Raw genomic sequence first — 24,320 nt, forward strand, 5'->3', positions numbered from 1 at the left:
CAACCGGTCCACGGATGCCCCCACCGGGGAATTACTTGTTCAGGCCGGGGTACAGCGGGTGCCTGTCGGCAAGGGCCTGGACCCGGGCCTTCAGAGCGTCCACGTCGTACGACTGCTTCAGCGTCTCCGCGATCACGTCCGCCACCTCGGCGAAGTCCTCGGCCGTGAAGCCGCGGGTCGCCAGCGCCGGCGTGCCGATACGGAGGCCCGAGGTGACCATCGGCGGGCGCGGGTCGTTCGGGACGGCGTTGCGGTTGACCGTGATGCCGACCTCGTGGAGTCGGTCCTCGGCCTGCCGGCCGTCCAGCTCGGACTCGCGCAGGTCGACCAGGATCAGGTGCACGTCCGTACCGCCGGACAGCACGTTCACCCCGGCCGCCCGGGCGTCGTCGGCCGTCAGACGCTCGGCGAGGATGCGCGCACCCTCCACCGTACGCCGCTGGCGCTCCTTGAACTCCTCGCTCGCCGCGACCTTGAAGGAGACCGCCTTCGCCGCGATCACGTGCTCCAGGGGACCGCCCTGGAAGCCCGGGAAGACGGACGAGTTGAGCTTCTTCGCGAAGTCCTGCTTGGCGAGGATGATGCCGCCGCGGGGGCCGCCCAGCGTCTTGTGGGTGGTCGACGTGACGACATCGGCGTACGGCACCGGGTTCGGGTGCAGCCCGGCCGCCACCAGCCCCGCGAAGTGCGCCATGTCGACCCACAGGTACGCCTCGACCTCGTCGGCGATCCGGCGGAACTCGGCGAAGTCCAGCTGCCGCGGGTACGCCGACCAGCCGGCGATGATCACCTTCGGCCGGTGCTCCTTGGCGAGCTTCTCCAGCTCGGCCATGTCGACCAGGCCGGTCGCCGGGTCGACGTGGTAGGCGACGACGTCGAACTGCTTGCCGGAGAAGTTCAGCCGCATCCCGTGGGTGAGATGGCCGCCGTGCGCCAGGTCCAGGCCCAGGATCGTGTCGCCGGGCTGGGCCAGCGCGAACAGGGCTGCCTGGTTGGCGGAGGCGCCCGAGTGCGGCTGCACGTTGGCGTACTCGGCGCCGAACAGCTCCTTGACCCGGTCGATGGCGATCTGTTCGGCGACGTCGACGTGCTCGCAGCCGCCGTAGTAGCGGCGGCCGGGGTACCCCTCCGCGTACTTGTTGGTGAGGACCGAGCCCTGCGCCTCCATCACCGCGAGGGGTGCGAAGTTCTCGGAGGCGATCATCTCCAGGGTGGACTGCTGGCGGTTCAGCTCGGCGTCGACCGCGGCGGCGATCTCGGGGTCGAGCTCGTGCAGGGGCGTGTTCAGTGCGGACATGCGTGTACGGCTCCTCAGCCGGCGTTCTGGGCGGTGTACTCGTCGGCGGAGAGCAGGTCGGCCGGCTCCTCCGTGACACGGATCCTGAAGAGCCAACCGCCCTCGAAGGGGGCTGAGTTGACGAGCGACGGGTCGTTGACGACGTCCTCGTTGATCTCGGTGACCTCACCGGTGACGGGGGAGTACAGGTCGCTGACCGACTTGGTCGACTCCAGCTCGCCGCAGGTCTCGCCCGCGGTCACGGCGGAGCCCACCTCGGGAAGCTGGGCGTAGACGACGTCGCCGAGCGCGTTCGCCGCGAACTCGGTGATGCCGACCGTCGAGACGCCGTCCTCGGCGGCCGACAGCCACTCGTGCTCCTTGCTGTAGCGCAGCTGCTGGGGGTTGCTCATGGCCTGAATTCTCCTGTACGCGGGGGAGTGGTGGTGAATGGGTGACTGCCGGAAACGTGCGTGAGCAGCGGTGATGTGCCCGCGCTCACGCCCAAGGATTACTTCTGGCGCTTGTAGAACGGCAGCGCCACGACCTCGTACGGTTCGTGACTGCCCCGGATGTCCACGCCGACGCCCGCCGTGCCCGGCGCCGAGTGCGCCGCGTCGACGTACGCCATCGCGATCGGCTTGCCGAGCGTCGGGGAGGGCGCCCCGGAGGTGACCTCGCCGATCACCTCGCCGCCGGCCACCACCGGGTACCCGGCGCGCGGCACCCGCCGCCCCTCGGCGACCAGGCCGACCAGGACGCGCGGGGGGTTTTCCGAAGCCCTGGAAGCGGCCTCCGCCAGCGCCTCGCGCCCCACGAAGTCGCCCTCCTTCTCGAACTTCACCACCCGGCCGAGCCCGGCGTCGAAGGGGGTCAGCCCGGTGCTCAGCTCGTGCCCGTACAGCGGCATGCCCGCCTCCAGGCGCAGGGTGTCCCGGCAGGACAGGCCGCAGGGGACCAGGCCGGCGCCCTCGCCCGCCTTGGTCAGCGCCTGCCACAGCTCGACGGCGTGCTCGGGCTTCACGAAGAGCTCGAAGCCGTCCTCGCCGGTGTACCCGGTGCGGGCGATGAGGGCCGGGACGCCGGCCACCGTGCCGGGCAGACCGGCGTAGTACTTGAGGCCGTCGAGGTCGGCGTCGGTGAGGGACTTCAGGATCCCGGGGGACTCCGGGCCCTGCACGGCGATCAGGGCGTACGCGTCCCGGTCGTCGCGTACCTCGGCGTCGAAGCCGGGGGCACGCTCGACGAGGGCGTCCAGGACGACCTGGGCGTTGGAGGCGTTGGCCACGACCATGTATTCGGTCTCACCGAGCCGGTAGACGATCAGGTCGTCCAGGATGCCGCCGTCGGCCCGGCAGATCATGGTGTAGCGGGCGCGGCCGACGCCCACGGAGGCGATGTTGCCGACGAGGGCGTAGTCGAGAAGCTGCGCCGCCTGCGGCCCGGTCACCGTGATCTCGCCCATGTGGGAGAGGTCGAAGAGCCCGGCCCGGGTCCGCACGGCGACGTGCTCGTCGCGTTCGGAGCCGTAGCGCAGCGGCATGTCCCAGCCGGCGAAGTCGGTCATCGTCGCGCCGAGCGAACGATGCAGGGCATCGAGGGCGGTACGGCGGATTTCGGTACTGCTCATCGGACGGATGTCTCCCAAGGCATGACGGCACGGCGAGGTCGTTCCTCCCCATCTGTCATCGGAACCTGAGAGGTTCGCCATGACCACGGGGGACATGGCTTGCACCTTGGGTGGGACCACCGGGAAGGCGGCCCGCTTTTCAGATGTGCCTCGCCCGCGCGGTAACGGGGCCTGAGAGATTCAAGGGAGGGACTTGCTCCTTCGGCGCCCCGGCGGCGTACGCCTGGGGACTCTCCCGCGCGGATTCAAACGGCCGGTATGCAGTTGGCGCGCACATCATTGCACGCATCCGGGGCATACGGCAGGGCCGCATCTGTAACCAGCCTGTGGCAGGACGATCACGAAAACGCGAGGCACCGCGCATTACCTTCTCTTTACACTCGACGGGGATGGGACTCCGTACCCAAGCCCCAGGGGAGGACGATCACGGTGAACAGGACCACCACCGCCTACGCCACGACCTCGGCTCTCGCGCTGCCCAAGCAGCCCGGGGCCCCGGCCCGCGAGCGGTGCGGCGAACGGCCGGCACCGGTGGTCCGCGACCTCCGCGACCGTTCGGGCCGCAGCCCGCACGCCCTGCTCTTCGGCCCCCGCGACCTCGTCGTCGTCACCGGGCTGCCCGGCAGCGGCAAGTCCACGCTGATGAACCGAGCGGTCAACGGCGTCCGCATCGACTCCCAGGACACCCGCGACCGCTGGGACGCCCGCGCCCCCCGCTTCTTCCCGTACGCGGTCTACCGCCCCCTGGTCCGCCTCGCCCACTACGCCGGACTGCGCCGCGCCCTGCGCGGCGGCCGGGGTGTCGTCCTGCACGACTGCGGTACGCAGGCCTGGGTGCGCGACTGGCTGGCCCGCGAGGCCCGCCGCCGCGGCGGCACGCTCCACCTGCTGCTGCTCGACGTCACGGCCGGCGACGCCCTGGCGGGGCAGCGCGAGCGCGGCCGGGGTGTGTCGAGGTACGCGTTCCTGCGCCACCGGCACGCGGCCGCCCGGCTGATCCGCCAGGTCGAGCGGGGTGAGCTGCCCGCCGGCGTGGGCTCCGCGGTGCTGCTCGACCGGGACGCGGCGGACGTGCTGCGCCGGATCGGCTTCACGGGCTGACCGCAGTCCCTCCTTACCCGTTAGCCTTTTGGCCACATCAGCGGTTCACAGCAGTGGTTCACAGCAGGCGGTCGGACAGATGGACTTCCCAGCGGATCTTCCCGCGGACTTTCCCATGCAGGCGCACCCCCATCCGCACGGCGGATGGCCCGGCAACGAGCTGGAGGAGGTGCTGTCGGCCTCCCTCGGCATACCCGCCGCGGGCGGCCGGATCATCGAGGTGCTCGGCCGCAGTTACGTGTGGATCCCGCTGCCCGGTGGCGGCGGACCGCACAGCGGCCCCCTCGACCTGCCCACCCTGGAGATCGAGGGCCAGGCCTTCGTCCCGGTGTTCAGCTCCGAGGAGCAGTTCCGGCAGGTCGTCGGCGGCCACATGTCGTACACGATCGCCCCGGCCGTCGAGTTCGCCCGCGGGCTGCCCCCGCAGGTCGGCATGGCGATCAACCCCGACGGCGTGGTGGGCGTGCCGCTGCCGCCCGCTGCGGTCGCCGAACTCTGCCGGGTGGGCCGTACCGCCCTGGACGGCCCCACCTCCGGCGGCCGGGTCAAGCTCTTCGAACCGGACTGGCAGGACGACCCGATCGACTTCCTGGCCGCGGCGTCGGCGGAGTTCGCGGAGACCGGCGTGATCACCACGGCCCGCCGCTGCCTGGCCGCGATCGAGACCGCGGACCCGGTGATGTTCGTCGGCGTGGAACTCTCCCTGCGCGAGGGCGACCTGCGGGCCCTCCCGCTGCAGGCCCTGGAACGGGCGGTGACCAGGATCCCCACCCAGTGGCCGGTCAACCTGGTTCTGCTGGATGTGACGGACGACCCCGTGGCGAACTGGATGCGCGATCAGGTACGCCCTTTCTATACGAGGGACCACTTCTGATCGCCGGGCCGTCGGCAACAGGGCTCGAGCAACCGGGCGCTTAAACTCGTTCCATACGCGGGGCAACCACAAGAAGGGGCGGTACACGTGAGCGCCAGCGGCACCACGACCGGCCAGGTCGAGCACATGCTGCGCCAGGTGACGCCAGGGCGCTACGACGCCTACGAGGCACTCCTCCGCGCCCTCGCGACCCCCGGCCAGGGCCAGGTCTGGATGCTCCTGTGGCACGGTCAGGCGGGTTCGCCCGACGCACAGTACGGAAACATGGACGTCGACGGCTACGGCTACGCCCCCTGCGTCACCTCCGCCCAGGAGCTGAGCGCCAGCGGCTGGAACCGCTCGTACGAAGTGGTCGACGGACTCGACGTGGCCCGCACCCTCTACCCCGACCACTTCGGCCTCTGGCTCAACCCGCACGCGCCGGGCGGCGGCGTCGGCATCCCCTGGCTCGACCTGCGGCGCATCGCCACCGGCCTGGAGCGTCAGCCCGCCGGCCCGCTGCGGCTCTCGGAACCCGCCATCGAGATCCCGCAGTTCTACGCCCAGCTCACGCAGAACGCCCACCGCACCCCGGCGGTCCGCTCCCTGCGCCGCGCCTGGGTGCAGCCGGCGCTCGGTGCGCCGTATCTCGCGATCGGTCTGGATGTATACGACACCAGCCCCCCGGCGGTCGACTCGGTGCGCGCGATGATGCAGCAGTCCATCGGCGCGGTCCCGGACGGACTGCCCGTGTCGACCGTCGCGATGTCCGACGAGTTCGACCCGGTCGCCCTCTGGATGCGGGCCGGCGCCCGCCCCTTCTACGACCGCGAGGCGCACGCCCCGGCCGCCCCGGTCGCCGGGTACGGCTACCCGCCCGTGCACGGCGGTTACTGAGCCAAGGTCAAATCGCAGGAAAATCTGCGGTCCGGGCGTGATCTTCGCGCGTAGACGTTCGGCGGGTACAGTCGGCTCGCGCCTCACTGGTCACACTGTCTCCGTCCGGCACGCGTAAATGGACGTCCGGATAACGGAATCCCTCAGTCGTCATCACGGTTGCGCATACTTTCTCCATCAGACCTGGCGCGTGATCGCGAGCGCGTTGAAGACTCCCCTCCAGACGCGAGGTCAACGATTCCTGTGAGCTGATACCGACCGGTATCGATCCAGAGACCAGCAGGTAAGAGAACCAAGCCGCCCACCGCGGCGGACAAAGGCCGGTCACCACCGGCGAGAGGGGTCAGGTCATCGTGACCGCACCGATCGAGACCACGGGGGCGGAAGCCGGAGCGCAGCCCGAAGCCGTGCTCGCCGGGGCCAAGAAGAGCCAGATCGAGGGCCGTTCGCTCACCCAGATCGCCTGGACCCGGTTCAAGCGCGACAAGGTCGCCGTCGCCGGTGGCATCGTCGTCATCTGCCTGGTGCTGATGGCGGTCCTCGCCAAGCCGATCGAGTGGGTCTTCAACCTCGACCCCGACAAGTTCCACCAGGACCTCATCGACCCGGCGCTGCTGTCGCCCAAGGGCGGCTGGGGCGGCATGAGCTGGTCCCACCCGCTCGGTATCGACCCGCAGTACGGCCGCGACATGCTCGCCCGCATCATCGACGGCTCCTGGGTGTCGCTCCTGGTCGCGGGCGGCGCCACCCTGCTGTCGGTGATCATCGGCACCGTGCTCGGCGTCATGGCCGGCTACTACGGCGGCTGGATCGACAGCATCATCAGCCGCCTGATGGACACCTTCCTCGCCTTCCCGCTGCTCCTGTTCGCCATCGCCATCTCGGCCTCGGTGCAGGACGGCTTCTTCGGCCTGGACGGGCTCTCGCTGCGCATCAGCGTCCTGATCTTCGTGATCGGCTTCTTCAGCTGGCCGTACATCGGCCGTATCGTGCGCGCCCAGACGATGACCCTGCGCCGGCGGGAGTTCATCGAGGCCGCCCACAGCCTCGGGGCGCGTGGCCCGTACGTCCTGTTCCGAGAGTTGCTGCCCAACCTCGTCGCACCGATCCTCGTCTACTCGACGCTGATCATCCCGACGAACATCCTCTTCGAGGCGTCGCTGAGCTTCCTCGGAGTCGGCATCGCTCCGCCGCAGGCCTCCTGGGGCGGCATGCTCAGCAACGCCGTGGATCTCTACACAGCGGATCCGCAGTACATGTTCGTGCCCGGTCTGGCGATCTTCATCACCGTCCTGGCATTCAACCTGCTGGGTGACGGGCTGCGTGACGCACTCGACCCTCGCAGCAAGTGATCCACCGATAGAGGGGCTTCCTCACGTGAAGACGAGAAGGGTGACCGCCGCCGTTGCGTCGGTCCTGGCGCTCTCGCTGGGCGCCGCCGCATGTGGCGGCGGTGGCGGCAACAACAGCAGTGGTGGTGGCAACGCCAAGAAGGACGCGGCGCTGACCTCCATCGTCAACGCGACGAGCAAGAAGGGGGGGACTGTCAACCTCGAAGAGTCGGACGTGCCGGACTCGCTGGACCCGGGCAACACGTACTACGGCTTCGTGCAGAACTTCTCCCGCCTCTACGCGCGTACGCTCACGACGTTCAAGCCGGCCGCCGGCAAGGACGGCCTCACGGTCGTCCCGGACCTCGCCGACTCCCTCGGCAAGGCCAGCGCCGACGCCAAGACCTGGACGTACCACCTGCGTTCCGGCCTGAAGTACCAGGACGGCACGCCGATCACGTCCAAGGACGTCAAGTACGCCATCGAGCGCTCCAACTTCGCGCCCGAGGCCCTCTCCAACGGCCCGACGTACTTCAAGCAGTACCTGGTCGGCGGTGACAAGTACACGGGTCCCTACAAGGACAAGTCGGCCGAGGGCCTGAAGTCCATCGAGACCCCGGACGACCAGACGATCGTCTTCAAGCTGAACCAGCCGTTCGCCGACTTCGACTACCTGGCGACCTTCTCGCAGACGGCCCCGGTGCCGCAGGCGAAGGACGACGGCGCCAAGTACGTCCAGCACATCGTGTCCTCGGGCCCGTACCAGTTCCAGTCGTACGAGGAGGGCGCCAGCGCCGTCCTGGTCCGCAACAAGAACTGGGACCAGAAGACCGACCCGGTCCGCAAGGCCTACCCGGACAAGATCTCGGTCAAGTTCAAGGTCAACGCGGTGACGGTCGACAACGACCTGCTCGCCGACAAGATCACGGCCGACCTGGCCGGTACCGGTGTGCAGCCGCAGACCCAGCCGAAGGTGCTGACCGGCAAGAACGCCAAGTCGACGGACAACTCGTACGCGGGCGCGCTCCAGTACCTGGCGCTGAACGTGAACGTGAAGCCGTTCGACAACGCCGACTGCCGCAAGGCCGTGCAGTACGCGGTGAACAAGCAGTCCGTGCTCGACGCCGTGGGCGGCTCGCCCAAGGGTGACGTGGCCTCGACGCTGCTGCCGCCGTCGGTCAACGGCTACACCAAGTTCGACACCTACCCGACCGCCGGCAACAAGGGCGACGTCGCGAAGGCCAAGGCCGCGCTGAAGGCGTGCGGCAAGCCGAACGGCTTCTCCACCACGATGACGGCCCGTTCGGACCGTCCCGCCGAGATCGCGGCCGCCACGGCCGTCCAGAACTCGCTGAAGGCCGTCGGTATCACCGTCGACATCAAGCAGTACCCCTCCGGCAAGTACTTCTCCAACTTCGCCGGTGTCCCGAGCTACGTGCACGACCACAAGCTCGGCATCCTGTCGATGGCCTGGGGCGCCGACTGGCCGACCGGCTACGGCTTCCTGGAGCAGATCGTCGACGGCGGCGCCATCAAGCCCTCCGGTGGCACCAACCTGATGGAGCTGAACGACCCGGCCATCAACAAGGCCCTGGCCAGCGCCATCGCCAACACCGACACCGCCGCCCGCACCAAGGCGTGGGGCGACATCGACAAGATGGTCATGGACAACGCGTCCGTGGTCCCGCTGTTCTACCGCAAGAACCTGCTGTACAGGCCGGCGTCCGCGACGAACGTCACGGTGACGCAGGCGTACCTCGGCATGTACGACTACCTGCTGCTCAGCTCCTCGAAGTAGCAGCAGGCCGGATACCCCTGAAAGGCAGGTGAAGGCACCGGGTGGCCGGGACGGACCAACTCCGTCCCGGCCACCCGGAGCCGGACAGCTGTGGCTGCGTACATCATCCGACGCGTCTTCGGCGCCTTGGTACTGCTGCTGGTGGTCAGCGCAGTCACCTTCGGCATCTTCTTCCTGGTCCCCCGCCTGGGCGGACAGACGGCCACCCAGCTGGCCACCCAGTACGTCGGCAAGGACGCCAATCCCGAGTCCATCGCCGCGATCAAGAAGAACCTGGGCTTCGACCAGCCCATCTACATCCAGTACTGGGACTACCTCAAGGGGCTCTTCGTCGGCGCCGACTACAAGTTCGGCCCTGATGCGACGCACTGCAGCGCGCCCTGCTTCGGGTACTCCTTCAAGAGTCACATCGAGGTCTGGCCGCAGCTCACGCAGCGCATCCCGGTCTCCTTCTCGCTGGCCGTCGGGGCGGCCGTGATCTGGCTGATCTTCGGTGTCACCACCGGTGTCGTCTCCGCGCTGCGCAAGGGCAAGCCGATCGACCGCATCTCGATGTTCATCGCGCTGGCCGGCGTCTCCCTCCCGATCTTCTTCACCGGTCAGATCCTGAGCGGGCTCTTCGTCTATCAATGGCCCGTCTGGGAGAGCACCGACTACGTCCCCTTCACGCAGAACCCGGCCGACTGGGCCTGGCATCTGCTGCTGCCCTGGATCAGCCTCGCGTTCCTCTTCTCCGCCCTCTACGCCCGGCTCACCCGGGCGGGCATGCTGGAGACCATGGGCGAGGACTACATCCGTACGGCCCGGGCCAAGGGCCTGAAGGAGACCACGGTCGTGTCGAAGCACGGCCTCAGAGCCGCGCTCACCCCCATCGTCACCATCTTCGGCATGGACTTCGGCACCCTCGTCGGCACCGCCGTCCTGACCGAGACCGTCTTCTCCCTGCAGGGCATCGGGGCGTACTCGATCCAGGCGATCCGCGACAACGACCTGCCCATCGTGATGGGCGTGACCCTCGTCGCCGCGTTCTTCATCGTCTTCTGCAACTTGATCGTCGACCTGGTGTACGCCGCCATCGACCCCCGCGTGAGGTACTCGTGAGCAAGCTCGAAAAGGCGGCCCTCGGCGAACCCGCCACCGACGCCGCCCCGCCCGACGCCGACGCGTTCCTCTCCGTCCGCGATCTGCGCATCCACTTCGACACCGACGACGGCCTGGTCAAGTCCGTCGACGGCGTCAGCTTCGACGTGCACCGCGGCAGGACGCTGGGCATCGTCGGCGAGTCCGGCTCCGGCAAGTCGGTCACCTCGCTCGGCGTGATGGGTCTGCACCGCTCGGCCAACGCCAAGGTCACCGGTGAGGTCTGGCTGGACGGCCAGGAGCTGATCGGCGCCGACCCGGACGACGTCCGCCGGCTGCGCGGCCGCAAGATGGCGATGATCTTCCAGGACCCGCTGTCCTCGATGCACCCGTACTACACGGTCGGCGCGCAGATCGTGGAGGCCTACCGGGTCCACCACGACGTCAACAAGAAGATCGCCCGCACCCGGGCGATCGAGATGCTGGACCGGGTGGGCATCCCGGAGCCGAACCAGCGCGTGGACAGCTACCCGCACGAGTTCTCCGGCGGTATGCGCCAGCGCGCGATGATCGCGATGGCGCTGGTGAACAACCCCGAGCTGCTCATCGCCGACGAGCCGACCACCGCCCTGGACGTCACCGTGCAGGCGCAGATCCTGGACCTGATCCGGGACCTGCAGAAGGAGTTCGGCTCCGCGGTCATCATGATCACGCACGACCTCGGTGTGGTCGCCGAGATCGCCGACGACCTGCTCGTGATGTACGCCGGGCGGCCCGTGGAGCGCGGTCCGGCCGAGTCGGTGTTCGCCGAGCCCCGGCACCCGTACACCTGGGGCCTGCTCGGTTCGATGCCGCGGCTCGACCGCGAGGACACCGACCGGCTGACCCCGATCCAGGGCGCCCCGCCCTCGCTGATCAACGTCCCGGACGGCTGCCCCTTCAACCCGCGCTGCCCGTACGCCGACATCCCCAAGGACAACGTCACCCGCACGGTCCGCCCCGAGCTGACCGAGGTGGGCAGCCGGCACTGGGCGGCCTGCCACATGTCGCAGGAGCAGCGGGAGCGTATCTGGACCGAAGAGATTGCGCCGAAGCTGTGAGCGACGACAAAGAAGTGAGCATCCCCACGCAGAGCGACGCGGCCACCCTCACCAAGGGCGCGGCCGACGGCGAGACCCTGCTGAAGGTGACCGGGCTCCAGAAGCACTTCCCGATCCGCAAGGGCCTGATGGGGCGGCAGACCGGCGCGGTGCGCGCCGTCGACGGCCTCGACTTCGAGGTCCGCAAGGGCGAGACCCTCGGTGTCGTGGGCGAGTCCGGCTGCGGCAAGTCGACCATGGGCCGGCTGATCACCCGGCTGCTCGAACCGACTGGCGGCAAGGTCGAGTTCGAGGGCAAGGACATCACGCACCTCGGCGTCGGCGGCATGCGTCCGCTCCGCCGTGACGTGCAGATGATCTTCCAGGACCCGTACTCCTCGCTGAACCCGCGGCACACGATCGGCACGATCGTCAGCGCTCCCTTCAAGCTCCAGGGCGTCGAGCCCGAGGGCGGGGTGAAGAAGGAGGTCCAGCGGCTGCTGTCGGTGGTGGGCCTCAACCCCGAGCACTACAACCGCTATCCGCACGAGTTCTCCGGCGGTCAGCGCCAGCGCATCGGCATCGCGCGTGCGCTCGCCCTGAACCCGAAGCTGGTCGTGGCGGACGAGCCGGTCTCCGCGCTGGACGTGTCGATCCAGGCCCAGGTCGTGAACCTGCTGGACGACCTCCAGCACGAGCTCGGCCTGACGTACGTGATCATCGCGCACGACCTCTCGGTGGTACGGCACGTCTCGGACCGCATCGCGGTGATGTACCTCGGCAAGATCGTCGAACTGGCCGACCGGGACTCGCTGTACAAGGCGCCGATGCACCCGTACACCAAGGCCCTGATGTCGGCGGTGCCGATCCCGGACCCGAAGCGCCGCTCGGCCAAGAGCGAGCGCATCCTGCTCCGCGGCGACGTGCCCTCGCCGATCTCCCCGCCGAGCGGCTGCCGCTTCCACACGCGGTGCTGGAAGGCGACGGAGATCTGCAAGACGACCGAGCCCCCGCTCCTGGAGCTGAAGCCCGGCCAGCAGGTCGCCTGCCACCACCCGGAGAACTTCGAGGACCAGGCCCCGCAGGACACGGTGCTGCTGACCGTGGCCAAGGAGGCGGCCGAACTGGTCGCCGACGATGTGTTGGCCGAGTCTGCGGCGACTTCGGCGGCGGTGGCTGCCGAGGTGGGTGAGTCTGCCAACCAAGGGGCGCGGGGCAGCATTGAATCTGCAGCTACCGCCGCGGGGGTGCGACCAGCCCCCACCGACCCGCAGACAACCGACGAACCGGCTGAAGCGGAAGACGACCGTCAGGAGTCAACCGACAAGTAGCGCATGACGAGTTGGTAAAGTCATGCACATGCCCGAGCGGGAGGGTAAAGAGTCGTCCGTGTCCGACTTATCGGCACACCGAAGGGACGACCCGTGAAACTCTCCCGTTCGGCACGCTTAGGAGCCGTCGTCACCGCGGCGGCTTCTTTCATGGTCATCGCGGCCTCCTCCGCCCCGGGCCCCGGCGCCCCCGGCCTCGGCGACCCCTACTTCCCGCTCCTGGGCAACGGCGGCTTCGACGCCCGCCACTACGACCTCGACGTGGCGTACAACCCGGACACCGACCGCCTGGACGGCCGTACCACCCTGACCGCCCACGCCACCCAGAGCCTCACCTCCTTCGACCTGGACCTGCAGAAACTGGAGGTCACCAGAGTCGAAGTCGACGGCAGACGCGCCGAGTTCACGCGCGACGGCGACGAACTGCGCATCACCCCCAAGGGAGTTCTCCCCAAGGGTCGCGACTTCAAGGTCACCGTCACCTACGGCGGTGTCCCCGAACCCCTCAACGGCCCCATCGTGTTCGGCTCCGACTACGGCTGGATGAAGACCACCGACGGCGTCTTCGTGGCCTGCGAACCCAACGCCGCCTCCACCTGGTTCCCGTCCAGCGACCACCCCGACGACAAGGCCACCTACGACATCCGCATCAAGGCCCCCAAGGGCCTGACCGGAGTCTCCAACGGCCGGCTCGTCTCGTCCTACGACAAGGGCGACTCGTCGTACGCGCACTGGCGCGAGAGCAAGCCCATGGCGACCTATCTCGCGACCGCCACCATCGGCAAGTTCGACGTCAAGACCGGCAGGACCCCCGCCGGGACCCCCATCTACGTCGCCATCGACCCAGTGCTCGCGAACAGCAACAGCGTCGACGTGTACGCCGTCACCGCCGCCGCCACCGACTACTGGTCGCAGGTCTTCGGGCCGTACCCCTTCGAGGAGACCGGCGCGATCGTCGACGACATGCCGGAGGCCGGGTTCTCGCTGGAGGTGCAGAGCAAGCCGGCGTACTCGGCCGTGCGCAGCGAGACCACGATCGTGCACGAGCTGGCCCACCAGTGGTTCGGCGACTCGGTGTCGGTGGAGCGCTGGAAGGACATCTGGCTCAACGAGGGCTTCGCCACCTACGCCCAGTGGCTGTGGGCCGAGCACCAGGGCACCCGCAGCGCCCACGACTCGTTCCTGGCCGCCTACAACGCCCGCGCCGCCGACAACCCCTTCTGGCAGATCACCGTCGCCGACCCGCAGCGCGACACCATGTTCGCCTCCGCGGTCTACCAGCGCGGCGCGATGACCCTCCAGATGCTGCGCGAACGGATCGGCGACACGGCCTTCTTCAAGCTGCTGCCCACCTGGACGAAGATCCACAAGTACGGCAACGCGAACACGGCCGACTTCATCCGCCTCGCCGAGAAGATCTCCGGGCAGAACCTGGACGACCTGTTCCAGACGTGGATCTACACGACGGGCAAGCCCGCCCTGTGATCGGCTCGGCAGCAGCCCGCGCGTAAGAATGTGGGGTGCTTCAGCAACTCTTCAGTCCCTCCGTCCAGCACACGCTCGACCTCGTCGGCATCTTCGTGTTCGCCATCTCCGGCGCGCTGCTGGCCGTCCGCAAGAACTTCGACGTCTTCGGCATCGCCGTGCTCGCCGAGGTCACCGCGCTGGGCGGAGGGCTGTTCCGGGACCTGGTGATCGGCGCCGTACCGCCGGCCGCCTTCACCGATCTCGGCTACTTCCTCACCCCGATGCTCGCCGCGCTCCTGGTCGTCTTCCTGCACCCGCAGGTGGAGCGCATCCAGATCGCGGTGAACGTCTTCGACGCGGCCGGCCTCGGCCTGTTCTGCGTCGCCGGCACGACGAAGGCGTACGAGTACGGGCTGAGCCTCACCTCCTCGGCAACCCTGGGCCTGGCCACCGCGGTCGGCGGCGGTGTGCTCAGGGACGTGCTGGCCAACGAGGTCCCGTCCCTGCTGCGCTGGGACCGCGACCTCTACGCGGTCCCGGCGATCGTCGGCGCCACCATGGTCGTCCTGTGCATCCGTTACGACGCCCTCACCCCGTTCACCAGCGGGCTCGCGGTGGTCACCGCCTTCGCCCTGCGCCTGCTCGCGATGAAGTACCACTGGCGAGCGCCGCGTGCGTGGAACCGGCGGTCGACGGTTCGAGAGGAGTAGAACTCCGGGCGTGCGCCCGGTGCTGGCCCATCTCCACCGAGAGCCAGCGGAAGGAGGGGACCACCTGCGGCCGCCACAGCGCCATGGTGTGCCCGCCCGCGCTCTTCGGGATGAAGACCACGTGCACGGTCGTCGGTGCCTTCGCGGTCTCCTCCAGGGCGACGGCGGCCTCGTACCCGTCGTGCGGCTGGCCGGAGAGGTACAGCGCGATCTTCGGCGGGGTGAGCTTCTTCTTCAGCAGCAGATAGGGGTTGTTCTCCTCGCGCAGGGTCAGGTTCTGCGCGGCCAGCGAGTTGCGCTCGCCGATCGGGTCGTTGTACCCGGACATGCTCACCGCCGCCATGTACCGGTCCGGGTGCGCCACGGCCAGCTTCACCGCGCAGTGCGCGCCGGCCGAATAGCCGGACACCGCCCAGCCGTCGGGCGCGGGCAGGGCACGGAAGTTGTCCATGACCATCTTGGGTACGTCGATGCTGAGCCAGCTGTCGGCGTTCACCGTGCCCGGGATGTTGGCACAGCCGGTGTCCACACCGGCCAGCAGGTTGGTGCGCGGCGCGACCAGGATGAAGGGGGCCACCTCGCCGTTCCTCATCAGCGGGGCCAGCTGCTGGGTCGCGTGCATCGACCCGAACCAGGCCTTCGCCGAGCCGGGGTAGCCGGGCAGCAACTCGACCACCGGGAACCTGTGGTGCGCGTACTTCGGCTCGCTGTACTGCGGCGGCAGCCAGACGTAGACCTCGGCGTTCACTCCGGAGACCCGGCCCTTGAGCTGGGTCTCGCGCACCCCGCGCATCCCCGGCCCGCTGGCCGCCGTGAAGTCCTGCTTCACCTTGGGCAACCGTTTCAGCGCTATTCCGCCGGTGCCGTCGGCGCCCAGGTTGGCCGCCTGCTGCACGTGGTCGCCCGTGCCGAGCAGGTCGGCCCAGTTGTCGTAGAGACTGTTGGCGTTGTTGACGAGGACGAAGACCAGCGCGACCGCCGTCCCCTGGGCGAACAGCAGCATCAGCATGCGGGCCGCCAGGCGCAGGGCTTTCGGCCCGCGCATCCGTGACCACAGGACCAGCGGCACGACGATGGCGATCGCGAACAGCACGATCAGCGTGTAGAGGAACGGAGTCCCGGTGAGGCTCATGTCCCCATAGAGGGGCGGGGAGGGCTTCAGGTTGAGGACGAGTTCGGACACTTACCAAGAAATTGCCGGGATCTCACCCGGGGGCAGGTCCGGGATGGTCATGATTCACACGGCCGTAATCCTAAAAGCTACCGCTTAGTAATCAACTGTTGTACCGTTCACCCATGCCAGAAGCAGCCACCGCCCCGGACCTCGCCCGGGCCACGATCGGCGACAGCGAGTTCGACCGGGACACCGCGCTCACCCGGCGCGCGCCCGGCGTCCACGACATCGAGCTCTCCGCCGGCTGGACCATCATCAACGCCGTCAACGGCGGCTATCTGCTGGCGGTCCTCGGCCGCGCCCTCGCGGACACCCTGCCGCACGCCGACCCGTTCACCGTCTCGGCGCACTACCTGACCGCGTCCCAGCCGGGCCCGGCGGTCGTCCGCAGCGAGGTCGTGCGCACCGGCCGCACCCTCTCCACCGGCCAGGCCTCCCTCTTCCAGTACGACGACGAGGGCCGCGAGGTGGAGCGTATCCGCGTCCTCGCCTCCTACGGCGACCTGGACGCCCTCCCGGACGACGTCCGTACGACGGCGACGCCGCCTGTGATCCCGCCCATGGACCAGTGCTTCGGTCCGCAGGACGCACCGGCCCCGGTCTCCGGCAGCTCCGCCATCGCCGACCGGCTGATGCTCAAGCTGGATCCGGCCACCCTCGGCTGGGCGGTCGGCGCGCCGTCCGGCAAGGGCGAGATGCGGGCCTGGTTCGGCCTGGCCGACGGCCGGGACGCGGACCCGCTCTCCCTCCTGCTGGCGGTGGACGCGCTCCCGCCCACCGCCTTCGAGATCGGCCTCAAGGGCTGGGTCCCCACGGTGGAACTCACCGTCCACGTCCGCTGCCGCCCGGCCCCCGGCCCCCTGCGCGTCTCCATCACCACCCGCAACCTGGCCGGCGGCTTCCTGGAGGAGGACGCGGAGGTCTGGGACAGCGAGGACAGGCTGGTGGCCCAGTCCCGCCAGCTGGCACGGGTCAGGCTGGGCTGAGCGGCGCCCTGCCGAGCCAGGCCGCCAACTGCCCGTAGCCGTCGGCTCCTTCGGGGGCCGGCAGCGCGGAGGCGAAGGGCAGGTCCGCACCCTCACGGACCGCTTCCGGCAGCACCTGCCGGGCCATCGTGAGCGAGAACTCCGCCAGTTCCGGGTCGAGTTCGACCGGGTGGCCGAGCGCCTCCGACAAGTCCCAGGTGTGGACGACCAGTTCCATGACGTACGCCGACAGGGCGACCCGGCCGGGCGCCTCACCCCACGGCACCTTCACGGCCTCCACCATCCGCTCATCGCTCTCCCAGGCCTTCAACACCCGGGCGCGCACCTCTTCGTAGGCGGCCGGCCACCCGTCGTCGGCCACACCCTCGACAAGCGCCCGTACATCGCCCCCGTCACCCTCCTCGCCGACCACCGCGATGCGCAGAGTGCCGCCGACGATGTGCCCGAGCAGCGTGCGTACGTCGAACTCGGTGCACGGCGTAGGGCCGTTGAGCCGCTCCGGCGTCACCGTCTTGATCAGCGCGGCCGTCTGCTCGGTGGCACGGGCGTATATCGGGCGGGGATCCGTGGCGTCCATGGTGGACCTCTCTGCTCGGTGATCCGTCGCCCAGAGGTTCCCCCGCATAACCTGACAGTATCCGTCAGCATTTGCGACGGGCCCGCCCACGGCGGGACTCTGGTGCCGTGAAGTCCGACCGCCTGCTCTCGATCCTGCTGCTCCTGCAGACCCGCGGCCGCGTCCCCGCGCACGAACTCGCCGCCCGCCTCGAGGTGTCGGTGCGGACGATCTACCGGGACGTCGAGGCCCTGTCGGCCTCCGGGGTACCGGTCTACGCCGAGCGCGGGCGGCACGGCGGCATCGAGCTGCTGGCCGGCTTCCGTACGGACGTCACCGGACTGACCGCCGACGAGTCCCGCGCGCTGTTCATCCTGGCCGCGCAGGGCGCGCACGCCGCGCTCGGCCTGGACGCGGCCCTCGGCTCGGCCCTGCGCAAGGTGATGGCCGCGCTGCCGGCGCCGTACCGCCCGGCCGCCGAGGTGACCAGCCGCCGTATCCTCGTCGACGCCACCCGCTGGAAGGGCGGCCCGCAGAAGGCCGTCGACCTCGACGTGCTTCAGGACGCGGTCTTCGCCGACCGGCGCCTGAGGCTGCGGTACCGGCACAGCGGCGAACAGGACCCGCGGACGTACACCGTCGACCCGTACGGACTCGTCTCGAAGGCCGGCGTCTGGTACCTGGTCGCCGACCGCCGTACGCGGCCGCAGCTCTTCCGCGCCGACCGGGTGCGCTCGGCCACCGTCCTCGAGGAGGCGGTCCGGCGGCGGGCGGGCGTCGAACTCGCCGACGTCTGGGAGGTGTTGCGCCGGCAGGTCGAGGAGCGGCCCGGCGGACTCGACGTCACGGTCCGGGTCCGGCGCGACCGCCTCGACATGTTCCTGCGCCTGACCGCCTCCCAGGTCGCCGAACTCCCGGAGATCGAGGGCGACATGGACGCCGAGGGGGAGTGGGTGACCGTGAAGCTGTCGTACGGCTTCGTCCGCGAGGCCCGCGGGCTCCTCCAGTTCGCCGACAGCGTGGAGGTCCTGACACCCCCCGAACTGCGTGCCGAACTCGCCGCCGCGGCCGCTTCTGTCACGGGCTTGTACCAGCGAGTAATCCTGAGGGATTCCTGAAGTAGCAGGTCAGAAGGGTTTATTGGGATTCCCTTTACCTGAATCACAGGCCGGGGACAGACCGCCCCCAAGGAAGCCCTAAGCGCCGTTGATTGAGTCCCGCCTCAAGAAGTCCTCATCTTCCTTGGAGTTGTTTCTCATGAAGCGTGTGCGTCTCGTCCCCGCAGTGGCCCTGCTGGCGCTCTCGCCTCTGGTCCTGGCGGCCTGTGGTTCGAGCGACTCCTCGTCGTCCTCGAACAACGGCAACTCCGGGCAGCAGCAGGCCTGTTCGGCGCCGTCCGGCAACGCGTCCGGAATGCCCAGCGGCGCCCCCTCGGGCGCCCCGACCGGCAACGCGACCAACCGGCCCACCGGCAACCCCTCCGGTATGCCGAGCGGCGCGGCCAGCGGCGCCCCCGGGGGCGGTCAGGGTGGCCCCGGCGGTGGCGGCATGGGCGGCGGCTGCGGCGGCCAGGGCGGCCCGGGCGGAGGCGGCGCGGCCCCCAGCGGCGCGCCGAGCGGCCAGCCGTCGGCGGCGTCGACCAAGAGCTGACGCGTTCCGTCGTACGACAGGGGCGGCACTCCCGGTGAACGGGGGTGCCGCCCCTGTGTGTTGCCGTCCGGCGTGGGCTCAGTGCCGCCAGTGATGGCGTCCGATGCTGATCAGCCGCATCTGCCGGGTCGCGACCTGGGTGACGTGTTCCCGGTCCGCCGCCGTGCCCTCCAGGGCCTCCAGGAAGAGGGAGGCCGTGATCAGCATCTGGTCCACGTAGAGGTGGGCCAGCATCAGCAGGTCGTCCTCGCTCCAGCCCTGGGACTCGGGGTCCTTGGCGAGCTCCGTGCCCACCTCCTCGGCGAACCGCACGAGTTGGTCCCGGATGGCCTCGCGCACCGGCTGGACCCCGCCGTGCCGCTCCCGGGCGATGAAGCGGACGTGCGCCGGGTAGGCGTCCACGTGGCCGGCGATCAACTCGATGGCACGCGCTATGCGTTCCTCGCTGCTGTCCGCCGTGGTCACCGTCGTGCGGATCATCGGGTGCAGGCTGCCCAGCGCCTCCTCGACCAGGGCGACGCCGAGGTCCGCGATGGAGCGGAAGTGCCGGTAGAAGGCGGTGGGGGCGACGCCCACGGCGCGGGTGACCTCGCGCAGGCCCAGGCTGCTCAGGCTCTGCTCCTCCAGCAGGCCCAGTGCCGCGTCCAGCAGCGCCTGCCGGGTCTTCTGTTTCTGGGCCTGCCGGATGCCGAGGGTGTGACTCATGTCATCCAGTTAACAACTGTTCTCTGGATTTGGGAAGCCGCGTGACGCGCTAGACTCCATAGTCAGTGAACAAGTGTTACTACAACTGTTCACCCAACCGTAACGACAGATGTCACGAGAGATGTCCACGGGGCATCTCGGAGGGGGGATCGAATCCCATGCTGTTCCTCGTCGCCGCACTGCTGCTCTTCGGTGCCGTGCTCGGCACCGTGGCCCACGCGCCGTTCACCTTCACCCTCGTCGCCGCCGTCCTGATCGCCGCCTGGCTCGGCATCTTCGCGCTCCGCGAGCGCCACGCCCGCCGCACCCACTGACCACCCACCCAGCGACCTCCAGGAGCTGACCCGTCATGCAACTCACCGCACCCGCCACCGCCCGCCCCACCGCCGCCCCGACCCGCCGCGACGCCGACGGCATGGCCGTCGCGTCCTTCATCCTCGGCCTCCTCGGCCTCCTCGTGCTGAACGTCTTCCTCGGCCCGATCGCCATCGCCCTGGCCGCGGCGGCCCTGTGGCGCGGCACCAAGCGCCGTGGTCGCGCCTTCCTGGGCCTGACCCTGGGCGTCGCCGACCTCGCGGTCCTGGTGATCGTGATGCAGATGTCCAACACCGTTTCGTGGAGCCTGTGACACCGGGGAAAGCGCAGTGAACGACGCCGGCCGAAGGCCCTGAGGACGACAGGGCACGGCCGAGAGGCCGATTACTTCGGCCCCGTACAATCGACGCACCATGGCATACCTCGACCACGCCGCGACCACCCCGATGCTCCCCGAGGCAGTCGAGGCGATGACGGCCCAGCTGAACATCACGGGCAACGCCTCCTCCCTCCACGCATCCGGTCGCAAGGCCCGCCGCACGGTCGAGGAATCCCGCGAGACCCTCGCGGAAGCGCTCGGCGCCCGCCCCAGCGAGGTCGTGTTCACCTCCGGCGGCACCGAGGCCGACAACCTCGCGGTGAAGGGCCTGTACTGGTCCCGCCGCGACGCCGACCCCAACCGCACCCGCGTCCTGGCCAGCCCCGTCGAGCACCACGCCGTCCTCGACGCCGTGCACTGGCTGGACGAACACGAGGGCGCGACCGTCGAGTACCTCCCGGTCGACGCCCATGGCCGGGTCCACCCCGACGCCCTGCGCGAGGCCATCGCCCGCAACCCCGACGACGTCGCGCTCGCCACCGTGATGTGGGCCAACAACGAGATCGGCACCGTGCTGCCGGTCCGTGAACTGGCCGACGTGGCAAAGGAGTTCGGCGTCCCCCTGCACTCCGACGCGGTCCAGGCCTTCGGTCAGGTCCCGGTCGACTTCGCGGAGTCCGGCCTCGCCGCGATGACGGTCTCCGGCCACAAGGTCGGCGGCCCGTACGGCATCGGCGCACTGGTCCTGGGCCGCGAGTACACCCCCGTACCGGTCCTGCACGGCGGCGGCCAGGAGCGCCATGTCCGCTCCGGCACCCTCGACGTCCCCGCGGTCGCATCCTTCGCGGTCGCCGGCCGCCTCGCCGCCGAACAGCGCGAATGGTTCGCCCGCGAGATCGGCACCCTGCGCGACAGCCTGGTCGAGGCGGTGCGTACGGCGGTGCCGGACGCGATCCTCGGCGGCGACCCGGTGGACCGGCTGCCGGCCAACGCCCACTTCACCTTCCCCGGCTGCGAGGGCGACTCCCTGCTCCTGCTCCTCGACGCCCAGGGCATCGAGTGCTCCACCGGCTCCGCCTGCACGGCCGGCGTGGCCCAGCCCAGCCACGTCCTGCTGGCCACCGGCACGGATCCGGACCTGGCCCGCGGCACCCTCCGCTTCTCCCTCGGCCACACCTCCACGGAGGCCGATGTCGAGGCGGTCGCCAAGGCGATCGGCCCGGCGGTGGAGCGGGCGCGCGCGGCCGGACTGACCTGAGCCGAACCGACGGCGGGCCGGAGAGAGCCTGTTGACTCTCCCCGGCCCTTGACGAGGGGTCCGGCGTCCACGGGGGAGGCCGACACCGGACCCGGGGGACTAGCTGTCCGTCGCGCTGGCGCTCGCCGACGCCGTCGCGGTCGAGTCGTCCGTAGCGGACGCCGAGGCGCTCGCGCTGGCCGTGGCTGTGGCCGTGGAGTCGCTGCTGTCGGACGTGTCGGTACTGGTGCTCGTACTGGTCGAACCGTCGTCCGTGATCATGAGGGACGCCATCATGCCCTCGTCCTCGTGCTGCAGAAGGTGGCAGTGCAGCATGTACATGTAGGTGTCGTCGGCGAAGTCGGTGAACTCCATCGCGATCACGATGGAGCCGCCGCCGACCACCTCGTAGGTGTCGTACCAGCCGAGCTGGACGCCGGTCGGATCCTCTCCGTTGATGGAGATCAGCTGGTAGGGAACGTCATGCAGATGGAACGAGTGCTCCAGCTGCGTGCTGTTCTTGATCGTCCAGATCTCCTTGGACCCCAGCGTGGTGCTGATCATGGCCATCGAGTCCATGCTCGTGCCCGCGGAGCCGTTGATCAGCATGGTCGCGCCGCTGTTGCCGAGGGTGATCGTCCGGGCGGTGAAGTCGCTGGTGTCGTACCGGTCGATGGTGTTGAGGGTGCTGGGCAGGTCGTCCACCGTGTCGGTGCCACTGGCCGTGACCGCGAGGACGTCGAAGGTGCCGGAGCCGCCGCGGATCCAGCCCGTGGTGACGACCGCCTGAAGGGTGACGTCCTCGGAGAGGTCCAGCACGAACTCGGCGCGGGCGCCGGCGACCAGGCGGATCGTGGTGACGTCGGCCGCCTCGGCGAGGTACCCCTGGTCGGTGGCGATCTGGGTCAGGTTGCCGCCGTCGCTGCGCTGGATCGTGATGATGTCCGACGGCGAGGCGTTCAGACAGCGGAACCGGGTCCGCGTCTTCGTGGCGGTGAAGGTGAGTGTCGTGTCGTCGACGTTGGTCCCGTTGAGGAGCAGCGGGAAGGCGGTGTCGGACTCGCGGTAGCCGGCCGCGTCGTACTTGATGTCTCCGTCGGTGTCCACGGCGAGGCACTGGAAGATGAGCGGCACGTCGTCCACGCCGTAGTCGCTGGGCAGCGCGGCGGAGGTGTCCGTGTCGTCCTCGACGATGATCATCCCGGCCAGGCCGTGCACGGCCTGCTGGGCTGTGGTGCCGAGGGCGTGCGGGTGGTACCAGAGGGTGGTCGCCGGGTCCTTGACGGTGAAGGTGGGGGACCAGGTCTCGCCGTCGGCGAAGGCGACCTGGGGGCCGCCGTCCATCTTGGGCGGGACGTGGGCGCCGTGGAAGTGCACGGTGGTGTCCGCGCCGATGCTGTTGGTGATGTTGAGCAGGACCACGTCCCCGTTGGTCCACTTCATGGTCGGACCGAGGAAGTCCTGGTTGTAGCCCATCGTGTCGCTGGTGACCCCGGAGAGCACCTCGTGGGAGCCGGTCTTGGCCTCCAGGGTGTACGTGGTGACGCTGTCGGAGGTGGTGCCCTCCAGCAGGTCCGGGATGGTCAGGGTCGCGGTGTTGGTCGCCGCGCCCGCCTTGTTCTTGTCCGCCTCGCTCAGCAGTGAGAAGACCGCTCCGCCCGCGACGACCGCCCCGATCCCGGCCCCGGCCATGCCACCGAGGAACTGACGCCGGTGCAGGCCCTTGCCCCGGCGTCCTCCTCCCTGGCTCGCCTTGCCGTGCTCGCTCTTGGCGGGAGCCGCCTTGCGGTGCTCGCCCTTGTCCTGCCGGTTCTTGCGGTGCTGGTCCTTGCCGCGATCGTGTTCGCTCTCTCTGCCCGCCTCGAAGGCGGGGTCCGTGGTGTGAGTCATGGCCCGGATGTTTGACCTAAGGCCTGTGTGAAAACTGAGGCGAATTTAGGAGCACGCCGCGCAGGCTGTGAGTGGGCCCAGAATGCCCATCGTCCTCAACTCACCTGAAATTAAGCTTAGTTGAGGATGTGCAGATCGCGTGAGGTGCGTGGGACGCATCGGACATGCTGTCTGCACGGATGTTTTGCAACTTCGTTGACAAACAAATTGAGTCAGCTGCCTGAATTTGTACGTGCATGCTGTACGAGACCCATGTACCGGTCCCAGTCCCAGTACGGCCCGGGGTCCGTGTGGTCCGTCCCCGGCACCTCCACATGCCCGATGACGTGCTCCCGGTCGACGGGTATGCCGTACCGCGCGCAGATCCCCGCAGTCAGCCGCGCCGACGCGGTGTACATCGCGTCCGTGAACGAGGACCTGCGCTCCACGAAGCCCTCGTGCTCGATGCCGACGCTGCGCTCGTTGTACCCCCGGTTGCCCGCGTGGAAGGCCACGTCCAGCTCGCGGATCATCTGGGTGACCCGGCCGTCCTTGCGGACGATGTAGTGGGCCGCGGCCCGGTGGCCCGGGTCCTCGAAGGCCTTGACCGCGCTCGCGTAGCCGCCCTGGGTGACATGGACGACCACCCGGTCTATCGCGTAGTCGTCCGGGCGGTCCGCCCGCCGGTAGTTCGCCGACGAGGCGGCGATCCAGCGCGCGCCCCGGAAGTCCACCGCGCCCGCCACCCGTGGTCGCTCCACCCCGGGCAGCCGCCACCACAGGTGGGCCAGCTCATCGCGGGCGAGCGCGGCCGAGCCGACGGCCGCCGCCGCGCCGCCGAGGATCAGCGCCCGCCGCCCGAGCCGCTTGTCGCCTTCCCGGTCCTTCTTCCCGTCCTGCTCGTCCCCCATGTGATCGTCAACGGATACTCGTGGGCTCCGGTTCCCACGGGCCCT

24 protein-coding genes and 2 riboswitches are annotated in these 24,320 nt (G+C 69.4%); of the genes, 16 read left to right on the forward strand and 8 right to left on the reverse strand.

The window, feature by feature from the left end; translation table 11 throughout:
- Positions 1-31 precede the first annotated feature (31 nt).
- From glyA to gcvT, 3 genes are all read right to left on the reverse strand, one after another.
- Positions 32-1,297, reverse strand: coding sequence for a serine hydroxymethyltransferase (gene glyA, locus ACQEWB_RS34130; RefSeq protein WP_432837893.1), 1,266 nt, complete (start codon positions 1,295-1,297; stop codon positions 32-34).
- A 14-nt stretch (positions 1,298-1,311) separates the two neighbouring features.
- A complete protein-coding gene (gene gcvH / locus ACQEWB_RS34135) occupies positions 1,312-1,689 on the reverse strand; it encodes a glycine cleavage system protein GcvH (RefSeq protein WP_432837895.1) in 378 nt (125 codons plus the stop codon).
- Between the two features lie 98 nt (positions 1,690-1,787).
- On the reverse strand, positions 1,788-2,906 hold the full coding sequence (gcvT, locus tag ACQEWB_RS34140; RefSeq protein WP_432837897.1) for a glycine cleavage system aminomethyltransferase GcvT: 1,119 nt from the start codon (positions 2,904-2,906) through the stop codon (positions 1,788-1,790).
- Between the two features lie 42 nt (positions 2,907-2,948).
- A riboswitch (glycine riboswitch) is annotated at positions 2,949-3,055 on the reverse strand.
- A riboswitch (glycine riboswitch) is annotated at positions 3,056-3,154 on the reverse strand. It lies immediately after the preceding riboswitch.
- 181 nt (positions 3,155-3,335) lie between these two features.
- On the opposite strand from gcvT, the gene ACQEWB_RS34145 reads away from it, so the two are divergent.
- The 10 genes from ACQEWB_RS34145 to ACQEWB_RS34190 all read left to right on the forward strand — a co-directional run bounded on the left by ACQEWB_RS34145 (position 3,336) and on the right by ACQEWB_RS34190 (position 14,553).
- Positions 3,336-4,007: an AAA family ATPase gene (locus ACQEWB_RS34145; protein WP_432837899.1), complete on the forward strand. Its 672-nt coding sequence runs from the start codon at positions 3,336-3,338 to the stop codon at positions 4,005-4,007.
- Between the two features lie 79 nt (positions 4,008-4,086).
- Positions 4,087-4,881: an enhanced serine sensitivity protein SseB gene (locus ACQEWB_RS34150; protein WP_432837901.1), complete on the forward strand. Its 795-nt coding sequence runs from the start codon at positions 4,087-4,089 to the stop codon at positions 4,879-4,881.
- A gap of 87 nt (positions 4,882-4,968) precedes the next feature.
- Positions 4,969-5,757 (forward strand): enhanced serine sensitivity protein SseB C-terminal domain-containing protein, encoded by a 789-nt coding sequence (locus ACQEWB_RS34155; RefSeq protein ID WP_432837903.1) that lies wholly within the window; start codon positions 4,969-4,971, stop codon positions 5,755-5,757.
- 353 nt (positions 5,758-6,110) lie between these two features.
- The gene (locus ACQEWB_RS34160) at positions 6,111-7,109 is read left to right on the forward strand and encodes an ABC transporter permease (protein ID WP_432837905.1); all 999 of its coding nucleotides are present in this window, start codon (positions 6,111-6,113) and stop codon (positions 7,107-7,109) included.
- 25 nt (positions 7,110-7,134) lie between these two features.
- Positions 7,135-8,886: an ABC transporter substrate-binding protein gene (locus ACQEWB_RS34165; protein WP_432837907.1), complete on the forward strand. Its 1,752-nt coding sequence runs from the start codon at positions 7,135-7,137 to the stop codon at positions 8,884-8,886.
- 90 nt (positions 8,887-8,976) lie between these two features.
- Complete coding sequence (locus ACQEWB_RS34170) at positions 8,977-9,987, forward strand: ABC transporter permease (RefSeq protein WP_432837909.1); 1,011 nt, start codon at positions 8,977-8,979, stop codon at positions 9,985-9,987.
- Positions 9,984-11,066 carry an ABC transporter ATP-binding protein gene (locus ACQEWB_RS34175; protein ID WP_432837911.1) on the forward strand — a complete coding sequence of 361 codons (1,083 nt, stop codon included), beginning with the start codon at positions 9,984-9,986 and terminating at the stop codon, positions 11,064-11,066. Before ACQEWB_RS34170 ends, ACQEWB_RS34175 begins: the two co-directional genes overlap by 4 nt.
- 14 nt (positions 11,067-11,080) lie before the next feature.
- Positions 11,081-12,376, forward strand: a complete 1,296-nt coding sequence (locus ACQEWB_RS34180; protein ID WP_432837913.1) for an ABC transporter ATP-binding protein — start codon at positions 11,081-11,083, stop codon at positions 12,374-12,376.
- 93 nt (positions 12,377-12,469) lie between these two features.
- On the forward strand, positions 12,470-13,861 hold the full coding sequence (locus ACQEWB_RS34185; protein WP_432837915.1) for a M1 family metallopeptidase: 1,392 nt from the start codon (positions 12,470-12,472) through the stop codon (positions 13,859-13,861).
- A 35-nt stretch (positions 13,862-13,896) separates the two neighbouring features.
- Positions 13,897-14,553, forward strand: a complete 657-nt coding sequence (locus ACQEWB_RS34190; RefSeq protein WP_432837917.1) for a trimeric intracellular cation channel family protein — start codon at positions 13,897-13,899, stop codon at positions 14,551-14,553.
- Here the strand turns inward: ACQEWB_RS34190 and ACQEWB_RS34195 are convergent.
- Positions 14,462-15,685, reverse strand: a complete 1,224-nt coding sequence (locus tag ACQEWB_RS34195) for an alpha/beta hydrolase (protein ID WP_432844171.1) — start codon at positions 15,683-15,685, stop codon at positions 14,462-14,464. The genes ACQEWB_RS34190 and ACQEWB_RS34195 overlap by 92 nt on opposite strands.
- 164 nt (positions 15,686-15,849) lie before the next feature.
- On the opposite strand from ACQEWB_RS34195, the gene ACQEWB_RS34200 reads away from it, so the two are divergent.
- Entirely contained in the window at positions 15,850-16,713 is an 864-nt protein-coding gene (locus ACQEWB_RS34200; protein WP_432837919.1) for a thioesterase family protein, read from the forward strand.
- Here ACQEWB_RS34200 and ACQEWB_RS34205 read toward each other — a convergent pair.
- Positions 16,700-17,290, reverse strand: a complete 591-nt coding sequence (locus ACQEWB_RS34205) for a TIGR03086 family metal-binding protein (protein WP_432837921.1) — start codon at positions 17,288-17,290, stop codon at positions 16,700-16,702. The two genes, ACQEWB_RS34200 and ACQEWB_RS34205, sit on opposite strands and share 14 nt — an antisense overlap.
- Before the next feature lie 107 nt (positions 17,291-17,397).
- Here ACQEWB_RS34205 and ACQEWB_RS34210 point away from each other — a divergent pair, with 107 nt between their 5' ends.
- A complete protein-coding gene (locus tag ACQEWB_RS34210; RefSeq protein WP_432837924.1) occupies positions 17,398-18,387 on the forward strand; it encodes a helix-turn-helix transcriptional regulator in 990 nt (329 codons plus the stop codon).
- Between the two features lie 139 nt (positions 18,388-18,526).
- Positions 18,527-18,919, forward strand: coding sequence for a hypothetical protein (locus ACQEWB_RS34215; protein ID WP_432837926.1), 393 nt, complete (start codon positions 18,527-18,529; stop codon positions 18,917-18,919).
- A 78-nt stretch (positions 18,920-18,997) separates the two neighbouring features.
- Here the strand turns inward: ACQEWB_RS34215 and ACQEWB_RS34220 are convergent, their stop codons facing one another.
- A complete protein-coding gene (locus tag ACQEWB_RS34220) occupies positions 18,998-19,624 on the reverse strand; it encodes a TetR family transcriptional regulator (protein ID WP_432837928.1) in 627 nt (208 codons plus the stop codon).
- A gap of 158 nt (positions 19,625-19,782) precedes the next feature.
- Between ACQEWB_RS34220 and ACQEWB_RS34225 the strand changes: the two genes are divergently transcribed.
- The 3 genes from ACQEWB_RS34225 to ACQEWB_RS34235 all read left to right on the forward strand — a co-directional run bounded on the left by ACQEWB_RS34225 (position 19,783) and on the right by ACQEWB_RS34235 (position 21,516).
- Positions 19,783-19,938, forward strand: a complete 156-nt coding sequence (locus ACQEWB_RS34225) for a hypothetical protein (RefSeq protein WP_432837930.1) — start codon at positions 19,783-19,785, stop codon at positions 19,936-19,938.
- 35 nt (positions 19,939-19,973) lie between these two features.
- Positions 19,974-20,252, forward strand: a complete 279-nt coding sequence (locus ACQEWB_RS34230; RefSeq protein WP_432837932.1) for a DUF4190 domain-containing protein — start codon at positions 19,974-19,976, stop codon at positions 20,250-20,252.
- Between the two features lie 100 nt (positions 20,253-20,352).
- The gene (locus tag ACQEWB_RS34235; RefSeq protein ID WP_432837934.1) at positions 20,353-21,516 is read left to right on the forward strand and encodes a cysteine desulfurase family protein; all 1,164 of its coding nucleotides are present in this window, start codon (positions 20,353-20,355) and stop codon (positions 21,514-21,516) included.
- 99 nt (positions 21,517-21,615) lie between these two features.
- Here the strand turns inward: ACQEWB_RS34235 and ACQEWB_RS34240 are convergent, their stop codons facing one another.
- Together ACQEWB_RS34240 and ACQEWB_RS34245 are read right to left on the reverse strand one after the other, a co-directional pair.
- Positions 21,616-23,385: a multicopper oxidase family protein gene (locus ACQEWB_RS34240; RefSeq protein ID WP_432837936.1), complete on the reverse strand. Its 1,770-nt coding sequence runs from the start codon at positions 23,383-23,385 to the stop codon at positions 21,616-21,618.
- A gap of 212 nt (positions 23,386-23,597) precedes the next feature.
- A complete protein-coding gene (locus ACQEWB_RS34245; protein WP_432837938.1) occupies positions 23,598-24,275 on the reverse strand; it encodes an N-acetylmuramoyl-L-alanine amidase in 678 nt (225 codons plus the stop codon).
- Between the last annotated feature and the right edge of the window lie 45 nt (positions 24,276-24,320).

This window comes from Streptomyces sp. CA-249302 (assembly GCF_050936785.1).
GTDB lineage: Bacteria > Actinomycetota > Actinomycetes > Streptomycetales > Streptomycetaceae > Streptomyces.

What these genes read in the sequence shown, in the direction of transcription:
- ACQEWB_RS34245 (WP_432837938.1), bottom strand. Translation starts at nt 24,275, where the DNA reads ATGGGGGACGAGCAGGACGGGAAGAAGGACCGGGAAGGCGACAAGCGG.
- ACQEWB_RS34220 (WP_432837928.1), bottom strand. Translation starts at nt 19,624, where the DNA reads ATGAGTCACACCCTCGGCATCCGGCAGGCCCAGAAACAGAAGACCCGG.
- ACQEWB_RS34235 (WP_432837934.1), top strand. Translation starts at nt 20,353, where the DNA reads ATGGCATACCTCGACCACGCCGCGACCACCCCGATGCTCCCCGAGGCA.
- gcvT (WP_432837897.1), bottom strand. Translation starts at nt 2,906, where the DNA reads ATGAGCAGTACCGAAATCCGCCGTACCGCCCTCGATGCCCTGCATCGT.
- gcvH (WP_432837895.1), bottom strand. Translation starts at nt 1,689, where the DNA reads ATGAGCAACCCCCAGCAGCTGCGCTACAGCAAGGAGCACGAGTGGCTG.
- glyA (WP_432837893.1), bottom strand. Translation starts at nt 1,297, where the DNA reads ATGTCCGCACTGAACACGCCCCTGCACGAGCTCGACCCCGAGATCGCC.
- ACQEWB_RS34195 (WP_432844171.1), bottom strand. Translation starts at nt 15,685, where the DNA reads ATGAGCCTCACCGGGACTCCGTTCCTCTACACGCTGATCGTGCTGTTC.
- ACQEWB_RS34230 (WP_432837932.1), top strand. Translation starts at nt 19,974, where the DNA reads ATGCAACTCACCGCACCCGCCACCGCCCGCCCCACCGCCGCCCCGACC.
- ACQEWB_RS34225 (WP_432837930.1), top strand. Translation starts at nt 19,783, where the DNA reads ATGCTGTTCCTCGTCGCCGCACTGCTGCTCTTCGGTGCCGTGCTCGGC.
- ACQEWB_RS34205 (WP_432837921.1), bottom strand. Translation starts at nt 17,290, where the DNA reads ATGGACGCCACGGATCCCCGCCCGATATACGCCCGTGCCACCGAGCAG.
- ACQEWB_RS34150 (WP_432837901.1), top strand. Translation starts at nt 4,087, where the DNA reads ATGGACTTCCCAGCGGATCTTCCCGCGGACTTTCCCATGCAGGCGCAC.
- ACQEWB_RS34200 (WP_432837919.1), top strand. Translation starts at nt 15,850, where the DNA reads ATGCCAGAAGCAGCCACCGCCCCGGACCTCGCCCGGGCCACGATCGGC.
- ACQEWB_RS34215 (WP_432837926.1), top strand. Translation starts at nt 18,527, where the DNA reads ATGAAGCGTGTGCGTCTCGTCCCCGCAGTGGCCCTGCTGGCGCTCTCG.
- ACQEWB_RS34240 (WP_432837936.1), bottom strand. Translation starts at nt 23,385, where the DNA reads ATGACTCACACCACGGACCCCGCCTTCGAGGCGGGCAGAGAGAGCGAA.